Source organism: Pseudomonas sp. BC42, assembly GCF_021560055.1.
In the GTDB taxonomy this organism is placed as follows: Bacteria; Pseudomonadota; Gammaproteobacteria; order Pseudomonadales; family Pseudomonadaceae; genus Aquipseudomonas.
Window position 1 is genome coordinate 6319135 of the sequence record NZ_CP091067.1, and the last position, 13937, is coordinate 6333071.

Here is a 13937-nt window from a genome sequence, read left to right on the forward strand (position 1 = left end):
CGTTGAAAGCCCTCGACGAACTGACCTTCGACAACCGCTTCGCTCGCCTGGGCGACGCCTTCTCGACCCACGTACTGCCCGAACCCCTCGACAACCCCAGGCTGGTGGCAGCCAGCCCGGCGGCCATGGCGCTGCTGGACCTGGACCCGGCCGTGGCCGAAAGCCCGGTGTTCGCCGAGCTGTTCGGCGGACACAAGCTGTGGGCCGAGGCCGAGCCCCGGGCCATGGTCTATTCCGGGCATCAGTTCGGCTCCTACAACCCGCAACTGGGGGACGGTCGCGGCCTGTTGCTGGGCGAGGTCTACAACCAGGCGGGAGAACACTGGGACTTGCACCTGAAGGGCGCCGGGCAGACGCCCTACTCCCGCATGGGCGATGGTCGTGCCGTGTTGCGCTCGTCGATCCGCGAGTTCCTCGCCTCCGAGGCCCTGCATGCCCTGGGCATTCCCAGCAGCCGCGCGCTGTGCGTGATCGGCTCGGACACCCCGGTATGGCGCGAGAAGCAGGAGCGCGGGGCGATGGTCCTGCGCCTGGCGCCGAGCCATGTCCGCTTCGGCCATTTCGAGTACTTCTACTACACCAAGAAACCCGAACAGCAGAAGCAGTTGGGGGAGCATGTGCTGACGCTGCATTTCCCCGAGTGCCTGGAGCAGCCGGAACCCTACCTGGCGATGTTCCGCGAGATCGTCGAACGCAACGCCGAGCTGATCGCCAAATGGCAGGCCTACGGCTTCTGCCACGGGGTGATGAACACCGACAACATGTCGATCCTGGGCATCACCTTCGACTTCGGCCCGTTCGCCTTCCTCGATGATTTCGACGCCCACTTCATCTGCAACCACTCCGATGACCAGGGTCGCTACTCCTTCAGCAATCAGGTGCCCGTCGGCCAGTGGAACCTCAGCGCCCTGGCCCAGGCCCTGACCCCGTTCATCAGCGTCGAGGCATTGCGGGAAAGTCTCGGTCTGTTCCTGCCGCTGTATCAGGCTCACTACCTGGACCTGATGCGTCGGCGCCTGGGCTTCACCCAGGCCGAGGACGACGACCAGAAACTGGTGGAACGCCTGCTGCAACTGATGCAGAACAGCGGCGTCGACTACAGCCTGTTCTTCCGCCACCTGGGGGACCAGGCGCCGGAGCAGGCGCTGGCCCGGCTGCGGGACGATTTCGTCGACCGCGACGGCTTCGATGCCTGGGCCGAGCAGTACCGGGAACGGGTCGCCCGGGATCCGATCCAGGGCCAGGACCTGCGCCGGCAGCGCATGCACGCGGTCAATCCGCTGTACATCCTGCGCAACTATCTGGCGCAGAAGGCCATCGACGCCGCCGAGTCGGGGGATTACTCGCAAGTGCGGCGCCTGCACCAGGTGCTGAGCCGGCCTTTTGAGGAACAAGAGGGCATGCAAGGGTATGCCGAACGTCCGCCAGAGTGGGGCAAGCACCTGGAAATCAGCTGCTCGTCCTGAGTCAGACGAAGGTCTCCATCGACACCTTGAAGCGCTCGGCCAGCCAGCGGACCTGCCGCAGGTTGAGCTGGCGCTTGCCGCTGAGCACTTGCGACACCACCGACTGCGCGCCCACCCCGGGCAGGTCGCTTTGAGTCAGGCCATGTACACCCATCAACGAACGTAGAACCTCCACGGCGCTGACCGCCGGCATCGGATGGTGCTCTTCGTCGTAGGCCTCGATCCAGTCACCCATGATGTCCACCAGCGAAGCCAGTGGGTGCGATTCGTCTTCGCCATGATGTCCAACAGCTCATCGAGTGCCAGGGCCAGCGCCTCGGCCATCGTGCAGAAAAGCGCCAAACACAAGATTGCGCATGGACCCGTCGGCAGCGGATGCGGATAATGCCCGCCCCTGATGTCCAGTACCTGCAAGGATGCGCATGAACCTGTTCCTGACCCTGGTCACCCTGGCTTTGGGCGTGATCACCCTGGTGTCGGCCGTCATCTACCTGAGCCGCCGCGCCAAGTACCGCATGAACCTGCAGGACCTGCGCCTGCACGGTAAACCGCACCGCACCATTACCCAGGCCGAACGGGACGAACTGACCAAACAGACCGCCAGCCTGCAACGTATCCAGGGCAGCGGCGGCATCTCCTACGAGCCGATCAGCGACAGCGTCTATCTGATTAGCGGCGGCACCGCGAGCGACGGGCTGGACCTGCAGGCGCTGTCGATAAAACACGTGTCGATCGCCGGTATTCCCGTGGAATTCCCCTACCCGATGGCCAGCTTCCTGGCTGAAAGCAACCAGGCCGAAGTGGTGATCGCCAAGACGTTCGCCGTGGTCATCGGCCTCAACGGGCATCGCCTGGCCCTGTGACGCACCGGCGGCCCGACTGCCACCTTCACCACTCGCCCATGCCACGAGCCCTGTCCCCCCGTCGACACCCTGCAAGAGTCCGCCATGAAACCTCGCTACCTGCTGCTGTTGCCCCTGCTGTTCGCCCTGACCGGGTGCAAGGAAGACTTCGCCACCCTGCACTTCCAGGATTCGGTGCGCTCCGATCCCAAGGCCGGCCCGCAATACTCCGACCAGTTGGTGCACGAGGCGTACAAGCAGAGTATCTACACGGCGCTCCGTGCCCAGGGCCTGGACCCGGATGCCATTGCCCTGGAGCGCGACAAGGAGGATGACAAGGTGATCCAGCTGCGCCTGGTGGACTACTCCCTGAGCCCGGAGCAACGGGGCCGCCTCCGGGCCGTCTTCGAGCAGGTCACCGAGGCGCGCAAGGCCAGCTCGATGAACCTGCACCTGGAACTGGACAACGCCCAAGCCAAGGTCACCCCGTCGGGCAGCAGCGACTTGCCGGACAGCCTCGACGCCGGCCTGGCGTTCGAGCCGGAGTTCGGCATGCTACTGGACCGCAGCTACGAAGACAGCATGCAGGCCATCGTCAACGCGAGCGAAATCCAAGGCCCGGTCAGTTGCAAGATCACCGCGCGCCTGACGCTGCCCATGCCCTTGAAACTGATCGCCTACGAAGCCCTTGAACAGGACAACAGCGAGCGCGGCCTGATCTCCTTGCTGACCCGCAGCGGCAGCATTGCCAAGGTGCCACTCAAGGTGCATTTCGATGACCCGGACCTGAACCGGCTCCTGCAGCAGAAAACCGTCCAGGCCTGGCCATCCAGCTCGAAGATCACCCGGCCCGCACCGGTGCCCCTCGACGAATTCGCCATCGTCATCGGCTCCATCGGCGTCCAGACCCTGACCTCGGCCCTGCCCTTCGACACCCGCAAGGACGAGCTGCAAGCGCTGTGCGATCAAAAGATGCAGACCCTGGGTCGGCCATTCACCTTTCAAATAGGCCGGACCCTGGATCGCTTGACCAGCGTCGACTTCCGCTAAGCGCCATTGCGCAACAAGGACCTCCATTGAACCGACGCCTCTGCACGGCAGCCCTGCTGCTGATGCTGCTGACCGGCTGCAAGCAGACCTACCTGACCCTGCATTTCCAGGACGAAGTGGGCGACCCCAAGCAGGCCCGGATCGTGCCGTACTTTGCAGAGACCATCACTCAGATGGCCACTGGGATCGGCATCGAGCCCGACGCCATCGGCCTGGAGATGGACCGCAAGGACGACAAGACCCTGCATATCAGCCTGGACAGCAGCGTGCCCGACAGCCAGCGCCAGCGTCTGCGGGCGCTGTTTAACGAAATTGTCGAGGCGCGCGCAGCCGGCACCTTCGAGGCCGTTCTGGAGATCGCCCCGGAAACCGGGAAATACACCAGCCCCGAGTACCGCAAAAGAGCCATGGCCTTGCCGCGCCACTTCTCCCTGGCGCTGGAGCCGGTGAAGTACGCCGCGGTGATGTTTCATTACTCGATGGAGGAATTGATCAGCGGCAAGCTCTCGGCCACCGGCACGCCCAACGAGGCGTTTTGCCAATACCAGGCCACCCTCCAGGCGCCGGGCATGCCGTTCAGCCAGATGGGCAGCAAGGCCGGGAGCGGACCAGGGGACTACAACGTGTATCTGGAGTGGAAAGACCACAAGCGCGAACCGGCGCAGTTCTTGTTCGGCAACATCAGGTTCGCCAACCCCACGCTCAACCAGATGCTGTTCGACAACCGCATCCAACTGTCCGCGATCAAGACCTCCTGGGGCTCGCGAGTGGATCGCCGCGCCGACCGCGTCGGCTTCAGTGTCGGCTCCCTGGGCTTGCAGTACCACGAGGATGGGGAGATTTCTCCGTTTCAGCACATAGGCTTCATGGGCAGGTGCGAGGGCATGGCCATGGAGCTTGGCCGGCCCTTTACCTTCTACATCGGCCGCTCCATGGACCGTCTGCTCAGCGTCGAACTGGCCCCGCCCAGCACGTGAGGCCATGGCGACATCTGCCCGGCGGACGCCAACTTGATATTCACCCCGGGCGCCGCCATCTAAGGCGCTCCACCTATTTGCGGAGCCCATCATGTCCGAGCCACTGCTGATTCCCTGCCCGCACTGCAACGGCCTCAACCGCATCCCCGGCGAACGCCTGGGCGATCACCCCAAATGCGGACGCTGCAAGGCCGAGGTCTTGCTGAGCAGGCCTTTTGACTTGAAACAGGGCGACTACGCCAGCCAGATCAAGGGCGACCTGCCGCTGCTGGTGGACGTATGGGCCGACTGGTGCGGGCCGTGCAAATCCTTTGCGCCGATCTTCGCGCAGGCCGCCGCGCAACTGAGTGGCAAGTGCCGGCTGGCCAAGCTGGACAGTGAAGCCAACCCGCAGCTATCGGGGCAATTGGGCATTCGCTCGATTCCCAGCCTGATCCTGTTCAAGAACGGCCGGGAAGTGGCCCGGCAAAGCGGCGCCTTGCCATTGCCACAACTCTTGGGCTGGTTGCGCAGCCAGGGGATCTAACGCGACGTCATGAGCCGCAGGACACGGCCTGCGCTCACGAGGACTTGAGGGTCAGGCGTTTTCCAGCAGGTTGTGCAGGTCGACGAACTGCTGGGTCAGCTTGTGCCGTGGGTCGAGATGGATCAGCGGCATGCTGGCCTGGTGCGATTCACGCATGCGCACCGAACTGCCCAGGTACACCGGCAGCACCGGCAGACCTTCGCTGATCAACTCATCGAGCATCTGCTGCGGCAGGCTGGCCCGGGCCTGGAACTGATTGACCACGATGCCCTCGACCTCCAGGCCCTCGTTGTGGTCTTCCTTCAACTCTTCGATCTCCGCCAGCAGGCCGTACAGCGCCTGACGGGAAAAACTGTCGCAATCGAAGGGAATCAGCACGCGATCAGCGGCGATCAGCGCCGATACCGCATAAAAATTCAGGGCCGGCGGGGTGTCCAGGTAGATCCGGTCGTAATCCTCGGCCAGCTCGTCCAGCAGTTTGCGCAACTTGTTGATCTTGTGCTTGGCCTCGAGCTTGGGCTGCAGGTCCGCCAGCTCGGCGGTGGCAGTCACCACGTGCAGGTTGTCGAAAGGCGTTTCGTAGATATCCACCTGGTTCTTCTTGGCGAACGGCCCGGACGACAGGGTCTGCTTGAAGAAATCGGCAATGCCCATGGGAATGTCCTCGCCGGTCAGGCCGGTGAGGTACTGAGTCGAGTTGGCCTGGGCATCCAGGTCCACCAGCAAGGTGCGATAGCCCTCGCTGGCGCTGACCGCCGCCAGATTGCAGGCAATGCTGGATTTGCCGACGCCACCTTTCTGATTGAACACCACACGCCGCATGTCTAGACCTCCCTGTATCAAAGATCACCGAGTGTAGTAGGCCACGTCGGCCCTTAGCTACCTCGACAGCGCAAGACTTTGCGCAGTCCTGGCAGCGCCGGGTCGGGCCAGGCCAAGGCTTGGCCACGGCGGCTTGCGCTCGGAGCGGTCCTCGATAGTGGCAAATGGACACCTTCTCTCAGATCAGATTCGGCGTTTTTGCGACCAACAACCCAAGCAGCATTTGCTACAAGCCAGTCGCACCGGGATAATGCGCGCCACTGACGCCTTCGCGTCACCCAGGTCAATCGCCAATCGAAGCGATACACCGCGTCAAGGAAGCCCGCAGGGGCGGGATGAAATCAAGTGATCAAGTTCAACATCGCTCAATGGCGTGCGTGGGCCCCTGGGCTCGAAAGCGTGGACGCCTGGCAGGCCTGGAGCCACCAGCCGACCCTGCCGGAAAGCAGCGATGCCGCTCCCGATGTGTCCTTTCTGCCCGCCATGCAGCGCCGGCGCCTCAGCCGCCTGGCGCGCATGGCCTTCAGCGTCGGCTGGCCCCTGGCCGAGGGCCTGGAGCAGTTGCCGCTGGTGTTCATTTCCCGGCATGGCGAAACCCCGCGCACCTTCGACATCCTCAGCGACCTGGCCGCCGAGCAGCCGCTGTCGCCCACCCAGTTCAGCCTGTCGGTGCACAACGCGGTGATCGGCCTGTGGTCGATCATGCGCGGCGAAACCAGCGAAATGACCGCTCTGGCCGCCGCCGGCGATGGCCTGGAACACGGCCTGCTGGAAGCCGCCAGCCTGCTGGCCGACGGCGCGCCCCACGTGTTGCTGGTGATCACCGAGGAGCAGCCGCCCGAAGCCTATGCCAGCTGGATCGACGACGTGCCGTTCCCCTACGCCCTGGGCCTGCTGCTGACGCCGGGCGACGACTGGCAGCTGTCGCTGGGCAGCGACGACGGTCAAACCCCCAAGGCCCCGTGGCCCCACGCCCTGAACCTGCTGCGCCTGCTGCTCGGTGCACAGAACACTTGCCAACATGCCTGGATGAATCGTGTATGGACCTGGCAACACAAGCACTGAGCGCCAAGGGCCGCAATGCCTACCACTGGCGCCTGATGGCCACCGCTCTGAGCTTTGCACTGTTCGGAATAGGTGGTTTGTGCCTGCGCCTGGTGATTTTCCCGCTGCTTGCCTGCCTGCCCGGCGATGCCCACAGCCACCGCCAGCGGGCGCGCAACACCGTGAGCCGGCTGTTCTGGCTGTTCATCCGCTTCATGGCCAAGAGCGGCGTGCTCACCTATGAGGTGCAGGGCGCCGAGCGGCTCGGACGACCGGGGCAGATGATCATCGCCAACCACCCGTCGCTGATCGACGTGGTGTTCCTCATCGGCCTGGTGCGCGACGCCAACTGCGTGGTGAAGCAGAGCCTGTGGAGCAACCCCTTCACCCGCGGCCCGGTGCGCGCCACCCAGTACATCAGCAACGACGGCAGCCTGGACATGCTCGATGCGGCCTCCGGGGCACTGCAGGAAGGCCAGACCCTGATCGTCTTTCCCGAAGGCACCCGCACCCAGCCCGGCAGCGCCCCCGCCTTTCATCGGGGGGCTGCGGCCATTGCCCTGCGCGGTGCGAAAATCATCACGCCGGTGGTGATCCGGGTCAGCCCCACCACCCTGACCAAGGCCGAGCCCTGGTACCGCATTCCACAACGCCGTGTGCACTTCAGTTTTCACGTCGGTGCCGATATAGACCCACAGACCTTTGCAGCCCAAGGCCCGGCGCCCCAGGCTTCGCGCAAGCTCAATGAGCACTTGCACCACTACTTCATTAAGGAGCTCGCCAGAGATGAGCGATACACACCCGGACCTGATGCTTGAAATCAAACTGCTGATCATCGACGCCCTGGGCCTCGAAGACATCAGCGCCCAAGACATCGGCAACGATCAGACGCTGTTCGGCGAAGGCCTCGGCCTGGACTCGGTGGACGCCCTGGAACTGGGCCTGGCGATCCAGAAAAAGTACGGCATCAAGATCGATGCCGACGCCAAGGACACCCGCAACCACTTCAGTAACGTGGCGAGCCTTGCGGCGTTCGTCACTGCAAAACAGGCAGCTTGAGAACCGACCATGCAAACCCGTGACGACATCTTCAACACCCTGCGCGATGCCCTGGTCGAACTCTTCGAACTGGCCCCCGACAGCATCAGCCTGGACTCCAACCTGTACCAGGACCTGGAAATCGACAGCATCGACGCCGTCGACCTGATCGACCACATCAAGCGTCAGACCGGCAAGAAAATCGCCGCCGAGGAATTCAAGTCGGTGCGCACCGTCAACGACGTGGTCGAGGCGGTCTACCGTCTGGTCCAGCCGGCCGCATGAGCCGGCTGATCGGCCTGGGCTTGTTGCTGGCCGGCCTGCTTTACCCCTTCGCGGTGTACTTCGGCATGGAGCACTTCGCGCCCTGGCAGTTCGGTCTGCTGCTGGGCGGCCTGTGGCTGGCCCGGGCGCTGACCGGCGAACGCCGCCCCGGCAGCCTGTGGATGGCCATTGTGGCAATCGCGTTCTGCCTGCTCCTGGCCTGGTTCGACAACCCGGCGCTGCTGCGCTGGTACCCGGTGCTGATCAGCAGCTTCATGCTCGGCCTGTTCGGCCTGAGCCTGAAATATGGCCCGCCGGTGGCGGAACGCCTGGCGCGCCTTGGTGAGCCGGACCTGCCGGAAAAAGCCATCCGCTATACCCGCCAGGTGACCATCGCCTGGAGCGTGTTTTTTCTCTGTAACGGCGTGCTCGCCGCGGCCCTGACCCTGTGGGCGCCGCTGAGCTGGTGGACGTTGTACAACGGCCTGATCGCCTATGGGCTGATGGGTCTGCTGTTTGCCATTGAATGGCTTTTACGACAACGGGTACGAGGCCGTAGATGAACTGGATTGCCCTTGAGCGGCTGTTGCTCAAGACCCAAGCACCGCGCGTGGTCAGTGCCCAGCCCGGGATCGACCTGCAGGGTCTGCAGCAACAGGCCCTGAGCCTGGCCGGCGCCCTGCAGCAGCGCGGCGTGAGCCGCCTGGCGCTGCACCTGGAAGACGCCGTGGACCTGGCCGTGGCCCTGCTCGGCGCCTGGCGCGCCGGGGTCAGCGTGCTGCTGCCCGCCGACCTGCAGCCCCAGACCCGCCAACGCTGGGCGGCGGATGTCGACCTGTGGCTGACCGATCAGGACACGCCGCTGCAGCAGTTGCAGGCCCAACCCCTGGAGCCGGCCGAGCTGGACCTGGACGCCTGCCGGTTGAGCCTGTGCACCTCCGGTTCCAGCGGCGAGCCCAAGCGCATCGACAAAAGCCTGCGCCAGCTGGCCAACGAGGTCCAGGCCCTGGAGCACCTGTGGGGCGCCGACCTGGGACCGGCCTGGATCATCGGCAGCGTCGCCACCCAGCACATCTACGGTTTGCTGTTCCGCGTGCTCTGGCCACTGTGCGCCGGGCGCCCCTTCGTGCGCCGCCAGTTGCCCTTCCCCGAAGACCTGCAACGGGCCAGCCGCGAATGCCCGGCCTTCGCCTGGGTGGCCAGCCCCGCGCTGCTCAAACGCATGGGCGACAACCTCGACTGGCCGGCCCTGAGCCCGGTGCGCCGGGTGTTCTCTTCCGGTGGCGCCCTGCCGGCCGAAGCCGCCGACAGCCTGCAGCAACGGCTGCAGCAGTGGCCGACGGAAATCCTCGGCAGCTCGGAAACCGGCGGTATCGCCTGGCGCCAGGGGTCGGACCTGTGGCAACCCTTCGCCGACGTCCGCCTGAGCCAGGACCCTGACGGCGCACTGCTGATCGCCTCGCCCTATCTGCCGCCCGGGCATGTCGAACACACCGCCGACGCCGCGCGCATTGCCGCCGACGGCCGCTTCGAACTGCTGGGCCGCCTGGACCGCATCGTCAAACTGGAAGAAAAGCGCCTCTCCCTGCCCATGCTGGAACAGGCCCTGGAAAGCCACGATTGGGTGGCGGAAGCGCGCCTGGGGGTGGTCGAAGACAACCGCGCCTACCTCGGCGCCCTGCTGGTGCTCAGCGAATCCGGCCTGCATGCCCTGCGCAATCAGGGTCGGCGTCACCTGACCCAGACCCTGCGCCAGCACCTGTCCCGGCACTGTGAGGCCCTGGCCCTGCCGCGACGCTGGCGCCTGGTGCGGCAACTGCCGCTGAACAACCAGGGCAAGCTGCCCCAGGCCGAGGTCCAGGCCCTGCTGCTGGCGCCGCGCCCCAAAGCGCCGGAGGTGCTGGAACAGCTGCAGCACGCCGACGAATGGCAACTGCAACTGGCGGTTCCGCCGGACCTGGCCTACTTCAGCGGGCACTTCCCCGCCACCCCGGTGCTGCCGGGGGTCGTGCAAGTGGACTGGGCCCTGGCCCTGGGCCAGCAACTGCTCGACCTGCCGGGCCGCTTCGCCGGCATGGAAGTGCTGAAGTTCCAGCAACTGGTGCGCCCCGGTGATCGTATCCAGCTCAACCTGCGCTTCGATGCCCAGCGCCAGAAACTGTATTTCGCCTACCTCAATGACGGCGTTCCTTGCTCCAGCGGGCGGATCGTTCTGGAGGCCAGCTGTGGATAAGTTGCAGGGGATGGAAACCGGCATCCCGGCTCCTGCCGTGCAGGGGCCTGCGGCCATGCATAGGCCTTGTGCGGTGATTCCGGTGTACAACCATGAAACCGCCGTGCCCGCGGTGATCGATGCGCTCCTGGCCCGGGGCCTGCCCTGCGTGCTGGTGGACGACGCCAGCAGCCCGGCCTGTGCGGCGGTGCTGGAACAAATGGCCGGGCGCGAGCAGGTGTTCCTGATCCGCCTGGCGGTCAACCAGGGCAAGGGCGGCGCGGTCATGGCCGGCCTGCGCGAAGCCGCGCGGCTGGGCTTCAGCCACGCCCTGCAGGTGGACGCCGACGGCCAGCACGACCTCACGGATGTGGATCACTTCATCCAACGCTCCCAAGCCCATCCCGAAGCGCTGATCTGCGGTTATCCACAGTACGACGCCAGCGTGCCCAAGGGCCGCCTGTACGCCCGCTACCTGACCCATGTCTGGGTCTGGATCAACAGCCTGTCGCTGCAGATCCCGGATTCCATGTGCGGCTTCCGGGTCTATCCCCTGCCTGCGGCGCTGGCCCTGATCGACTCGGTGCAACTGGGCCGGCGCATGGACTTCGACCCGGAGATCCTGGTGCGCCTGTCCTGGCGCAACCAGCCCATGCACTGGCTGCCGACCCGGGTGCACTACCCGCAGGACGGCCTCTCGCACTTTCGCCTGTTCCACGACAACGCGCTGATTTCCAAGATGCACGCCAAGCTGTTCTGCGGCATGTTGGCGCGCCTGCCGCTGATCCTCTGGCGCCGGTGGCGCCCATGAGCCAGACGCCCCCCAACGAACACTGGGCCGAGCACCAGGAGCGCGGCAGCTTCTGGCTGATGAAGCTCACCGCCTTCGGCGTGCGGGTCCTGGGACGCCGCGTCCTGAGCCCGGTGCTGTACGTCATCGTGTTCTATTTCTTCCTGTTCGGCCGCCGCGCCCGGCGCAGCATCTGGCAGTACCAGCAGCGTCTGGCGCAATGGAGCGGGCGCGCAGAGTTGCGCCCCAGCCACGGGCGGGTGTTCGCTCAGTTCATGGCCTTTGCCGATGCCCTGCTGGACAAGCTCGACGTGTGGAACGGCAAGCTGCGCATCGAACAGATCGAGATCATCGACCCGGCGATGCTGCGCCACCAACTGCGCGGTGAACGCGGGCAACTGCTGGTGGGCGCGCACCTGGGCAACCTGGAAGTCTGCCGGGCCCTGGCCGAGCTGGGGGAGCAGGTGACCATGAACGTGCTGGTGCACACCAAGCACGCTGAACGCTTCAACCGCCTGCTGGGCGAAGCCGGGGCCAGCAACCTGCGGCTGATCCAGGTCAGCGAGCTGGACCCGGCGATCATGCTGCAACTGAGCCAGCGCCTGGATCGCGGCGAGTGGCTGGCGATTGCCGGCGACCGCGTGCCGCTGCACGGCGGGCGCAATGTGCGGGTGGATTTCCTCGGCCATCCGGCGGCCTTCCCCCAGGGCCCCTGGCTGCTGGCGGGGCTGCTCAAGTGCCCGGTCAACCTGCTGCTGTGCCTGAAACAGCAGGGCCGCTACCAGGTGACCCTGGAACCCTTCGCCGAGGCCGTGCAGTGGAAGCGCAACGACCGCCAGCAGGTGATCGCCCAGTGGACCGCCCGCTACGCCGAGCGCCTGGGCCAGTACTGCCTGCAGGCACCGCAACAATGGTTCAACTTTTACCCATTCTGGAAGACCGATGACGACCTCGACCCATGAGCCGGTAACCTTCGGCGAACACCCCCTGCGCATCGAAGACGTGCTGGCCCTGGCCAACCGCCAGGCGCCGACCCGCCTGCAAGACGACGCCGCCTGGCGCCAGCGGATCGCCAAGGGCGCGCAGTTCCTCGATTCCCTGCTGGACAAGGAAGGGGTGATCTATGGCGTGACCACCGGCTATGGCGACTCCTGCGTGGTGGCCGTGCCGCTGCAGCACGTCGAGGCCCTGCCCCGGCATCTGTACACCTTCCACGGCTGCGGCCTGGGCAAGCTGCTGGACGCCCAGGCCACCCGCGCGGTGCTGGCGGCGCGCTTGCAGTCGCTGTGCCACGGCGTGTCCGGGGTGCGGGTGGAACTGCTGGAACGCCTGCAGGCCTTCCTCGACCAGGACATCCTGCCGCTGATCCCCGAAGAGGGTTCGGTGGGCGCCAGCGGCGACCTGACGCCGCTGTCCTATGTGGCGGCGACCCTGTCCGGCGAACGCGAGGTGCTGTTCCGTGGCGAGCGTCGTGAGTCCGCCGACGTGCACCGCGAGCTGGGCTGGGAGCCCCTGGTGCTGCGGCCCAAGGAAGCCCTGGCGCTGATGAACGGCACCGCGGTGATGACCGGGCTGGCCTGCCTGGCCTTTGCCCGGGCCGACTACCTGCTGCGCCTGGCCACCCGCATCACCGCCCTCAACGTGGTGGCCCTGCAAGGCAACCCGGAGCACTTCGACGAGCGCCTGTTCGCCGCCAAGCCGCACCCGGGGCAGATGCAAGTGGCCGCGTGGCTGCGCCAGGACCTGGCGATCGATGCACCGACCGCGCCCCTGCACCGCCTGCAGGACCGCTACTCGCTGCGCTGCGCGCCCCACGTGCTCGGGGTGCTGGCCGACAGCCTGAACTGGCTGCGTAGCTTTATCGAAACCGAACTCAACAGCGCCAACGACAACCCGATCATCGACGCCGAAGCCGAGCGCGTGCTGCACGGCGGGCACTTCTATGGCGGCCACATCGCCTTTGCCATGGACAGCCTGAAGAACCTGGTGGCCAACGTCGCCGACCTGCTGGACCGGCAACTGGCGCTGCTGGTGGACGTGCGCTACAACCACGGCCTGCCGAGCAACCTGTCCGGCGCCAGCGCCGAACGCGCCATGCTCAATCACGGCTTCAAGGCGGTGCAGATCGGCGCCAGCGCCTGGACTGCCGAAGCCCTGAAGAACACCCTGCCGGCCAGCGTGTTCTCGCGCTCCACCGAGTGTCACAACCAGGACAAGGTGAGCATGGGCACCATCGCCGCCCGCGACGCGATCCGGGTGCTGGAACTGACCGAACAAGTGGCCGCCGCCACCTTGCTCGCGGCCAACCAGGGCGTCTGGCTGCGCCGCCAGGAAGCCGATGCCCGGCCGTTGCCGCCGGCCCTGGATGCCATGCACCGGCAACTGGCCGCGGACTTCCCACCGGTGATCGAGGACCGCGCCCTGGAGCGCGAACTGCGCCTGTGCCTGCAGCGCATCGCCGAACAACACTGGAGGCTGCATGCGTAGCAAGGGAGTGATCCACGCCGACACCCAGGTGCTGGTGCCGTTCTTCGACGTCGACACCATGCACGTCGTCTGGCACGGGCATTACGTCAAGTACCTGGAAGTGGCCCGCTGCGCCCTGCTGGACAAGCTCGGCCACAACTACAACCAGATGCTCGAATCCGGCTACGCCTGGCCGGTGATCGACCTGCAACTGCGCTACGTGCGCGGCGCGGTGTTCGGCCAGACCCTGAACGTGCGCGCCAGCCTGGTGGAGTGGGAGAACCGCCTGAAGATCAACTACCTGATCACCGACCTGGCCAGTGGCGAGCGCCTGACCCGCGCCAGCTCGGTGCAGGTGGCGGTGGAGATCGCCAGCCGGGAGATGCAGCTGGCCTCGCCCAAGGTCTTCACCGACGCCGTCGCGAGGGCCCTGCCGTGAC

At 65.7% G+C, this 13937-nt stretch carries 16 protein-coding genes and 1 pseudogene; 15 read left to right on the top strand and 2 right to left on the bottom strand.

Features of this window, described 5'->3' with window-relative positions; all coding sequences use genetic code 11:
- Positions 1-2: 2 nt before the first annotated feature.
- Positions 3-1466 (top strand): protein adenylyltransferase SelO, encoded by a 1464-nt coding sequence (gene selO / locus L1O02_RS28545; RefSeq protein ID WP_060837195.1) that lies wholly within the window; start codon positions 3-5, stop codon positions 1464-1466.
- Position 1467: 1 nt separating this feature from the next.
- Here the strand turns inward: selO and L1O02_RS28550 are convergent.
- A pseudogene (locus tag L1O02_RS28550) lies at positions 1468-1769 on the bottom strand (transcriptional regulator); the annotation flags it as partial.
- A gap of 119 nt (positions 1770-1888) precedes the next feature.
- Here L1O02_RS28550 and L1O02_RS28555 point away from each other — a divergent pair.
- From L1O02_RS28555 to trxC, 4 genes are all read left to right on the top strand, one after another.
- The gene (locus tag L1O02_RS28555; protein ID WP_060837194.1) at positions 1889-2329 is read left to right on the top strand and encodes an IgaA/UmoB family intracellular growth attenuator; all 441 of its coding nucleotides are present in this window, start codon (positions 1889-1891) and stop codon (positions 2327-2329) included.
- 84 nt (positions 2330-2413) lie between these two features.
- Positions 2414-3358, top strand: coding sequence for a hypothetical protein (locus L1O02_RS28560; protein ID WP_060842281.1), 945 nt, complete (start codon positions 2414-2416; stop codon positions 3356-3358).
- Between the two features lie 26 nt (positions 3359-3384).
- Entirely contained in the window at positions 3385-4335 is a 951-nt protein-coding gene (locus L1O02_RS28565; protein ID WP_060842280.1) for a hypothetical protein, read from the top strand.
- 91 nt (positions 4336-4426) lie between these two features.
- A complete protein-coding gene (gene trxC / locus L1O02_RS28570; RefSeq protein ID WP_060837191.1) occupies positions 4427-4861 on the top strand; it encodes a thioredoxin TrxC in 435 nt (144 codons plus the stop codon).
- Positions 4862-4912: 51 nt separating this feature from the next.
- On the opposite strand, the gene L1O02_RS28575 is transcribed toward trxC, so the two are convergent.
- Positions 4913-5683, bottom strand: coding sequence for a ParA family protein (locus L1O02_RS28575; RefSeq protein WP_060842278.1), 771 nt, complete (start codon positions 5681-5683; stop codon positions 4913-4915).
- A 345-nt stretch (positions 5684-6028) separates the two neighbouring features.
- Here L1O02_RS28575 and L1O02_RS28580 point away from each other — a divergent pair, with 345 nt between their 5' ends.
- Genes L1O02_RS28580 through L1O02_RS28625 form a run of 10 tightly spaced genes read left to right on the top strand, consistent with a single transcriptional unit; the run spans position 6029 to position 13936 of the window.
- Entirely contained in the window at positions 6029-6748 is a 720-nt protein-coding gene (locus L1O02_RS28580; RefSeq protein WP_235759148.1) for a beta-ketoacyl synthase chain length factor, read from the top strand.
- Complete coding sequence (locus tag L1O02_RS28585) at positions 6724-7545, top strand: lysophospholipid acyltransferase family protein (RefSeq protein WP_060837188.1); 822 nt, start codon at positions 6724-6726, stop codon at positions 7543-7545. The genes L1O02_RS28580 and L1O02_RS28585 overlap by 25 nt, the downstream gene beginning before the upstream one ends.
- A complete protein-coding gene (locus tag L1O02_RS28590; protein WP_011058851.1) occupies positions 7514-7786 on the top strand; it encodes a phosphopantetheine-binding protein in 273 nt (90 codons plus the stop codon). Before L1O02_RS28585 ends, L1O02_RS28590 begins: the two co-directional genes overlap by 32 nt.
- Before the next feature lie 9 nt (positions 7787-7795).
- Entirely contained in the window at positions 7796-8050 is a 255-nt protein-coding gene (locus L1O02_RS28595) for an acyl carrier protein (protein WP_060837187.1), read from the top strand.
- Positions 8047-8592 carry a hypothetical protein gene (locus L1O02_RS28600; RefSeq protein WP_060837186.1) on the top strand — a complete coding sequence of 182 codons (546 nt, stop codon included), beginning with the start codon at positions 8047-8049 and terminating at the stop codon, positions 8590-8592. Before L1O02_RS28595 ends, L1O02_RS28600 begins: the two co-directional genes overlap by 4 nt.
- Entirely contained in the window at positions 8589-10262 is a 1674-nt protein-coding gene (locus L1O02_RS28605) for an AMP-binding protein (RefSeq protein WP_235759150.1), read from the top strand. Before L1O02_RS28600 ends, L1O02_RS28605 begins: the two co-directional genes overlap by 4 nt.
- A 55-nt stretch (positions 10263-10317) precedes the next feature.
- Positions 10318-11052 carry a glycosyltransferase family 2 protein gene (locus tag L1O02_RS28610; RefSeq protein WP_060841866.1) on the top strand — a complete coding sequence of 245 codons (735 nt, stop codon included), beginning with the start codon at positions 10318-10320 and terminating at the stop codon, positions 11050-11052.
- Positions 11049-11993 carry a glycosyl transferase gene (locus L1O02_RS28615; protein ID WP_060837184.1) on the top strand — a complete coding sequence of 315 codons (945 nt, stop codon included), beginning with the start codon at positions 11049-11051 and terminating at the stop codon, positions 11991-11993. The genes L1O02_RS28610 and L1O02_RS28615 overlap by 4 nt, the downstream gene beginning before the upstream one ends.
- On the top strand, positions 11974-13518 hold the full coding sequence (locus tag L1O02_RS28620; protein WP_060837183.1) for an aromatic amino acid ammonia-lyase: 1545 nt from the start codon (positions 11974-11976) through the stop codon (positions 13516-13518). Before L1O02_RS28615 ends, L1O02_RS28620 begins: the two co-directional genes overlap by 20 nt.
- Positions 13511-13936 (top strand): acyl-CoA thioesterase, encoded by a 426-nt coding sequence (locus L1O02_RS28625; protein ID WP_060837182.1) that lies wholly within the window; start codon positions 13511-13513, stop codon positions 13934-13936. Before L1O02_RS28620 ends, L1O02_RS28625 begins: the two co-directional genes overlap by 8 nt.
- The last annotated feature ends 1 nt before the right edge of the window (position 13937 follow it).

Excerpts from the sequence above, each read along its gene's own strand:
- L1O02_RS28555 (WP_060837194.1), top strand. The coding sequence starts at position 1,889 with ATGAACCTGTTCCTGACCCTGGTCACCCTGGCTTTGGGCGTGATCACC.
- L1O02_RS28560 (WP_060842281.1), top strand. The coding sequence starts at position 2,414 with ATGAAACCTCGCTACCTGCTGCTGTTGCCCCTGCTGTTCGCCCTGACC.
- trxC (WP_060837191.1), top strand. The coding sequence starts at position 4,427 with ATGTCCGAGCCACTGCTGATTCCCTGCCCGCACTGCAACGGCCTCAAC.
- L1O02_RS28575 (WP_060842278.1), bottom strand. The coding sequence starts at position 5,683 with ATGCGGCGTGTGGTGTTCAATCAGAAAGGTGGCGTCGGCAAATCCAGC.
- L1O02_RS28585 (WP_060837188.1), top strand. The coding sequence starts at position 6,724 with ATGGACCTGGCAACACAAGCACTGAGCGCCAAGGGCCGCAATGCCTAC.
- L1O02_RS28590 (WP_011058851.1), top strand. The coding sequence starts at position 7,514 with ATGAGCGATACACACCCGGACCTGATGCTTGAAATCAAACTGCTGATC.
- L1O02_RS28595 (WP_060837187.1), top strand. The coding sequence starts at position 7,796 with ATGCAAACCCGTGACGACATCTTCAACACCCTGCGCGATGCCCTGGTC.
- L1O02_RS28600 (WP_060837186.1), top strand. The coding sequence starts at position 8,047 with ATGAGCCGGCTGATCGGCCTGGGCTTGTTGCTGGCCGGCCTGCTTTAC.
- L1O02_RS28605 (WP_235759150.1), top strand. The coding sequence starts at position 8,589 with ATGAACTGGATTGCCCTTGAGCGGCTGTTGCTCAAGACCCAAGCACCG.
- L1O02_RS28610 (WP_060841866.1), top strand. The coding sequence starts at position 10,318 with ATGCATAGGCCTTGTGCGGTGATTCCGGTGTACAACCATGAAACCGCC.
- L1O02_RS28615 (WP_060837184.1), top strand. The coding sequence starts at position 11,049 with ATGAGCCAGACGCCCCCCAACGAACACTGGGCCGAGCACCAGGAGCGC.
- L1O02_RS28620 (WP_060837183.1), top strand. The coding sequence starts at position 11,974 with ATGACGACCTCGACCCATGAGCCGGTAACCTTCGGCGAACACCCCCTG.
- L1O02_RS28625 (WP_060837182.1), top strand. The coding sequence starts at position 13,511 with ATGCGTAGCAAGGGAGTGATCCACGCCGACACCCAGGTGCTGGTGCCG.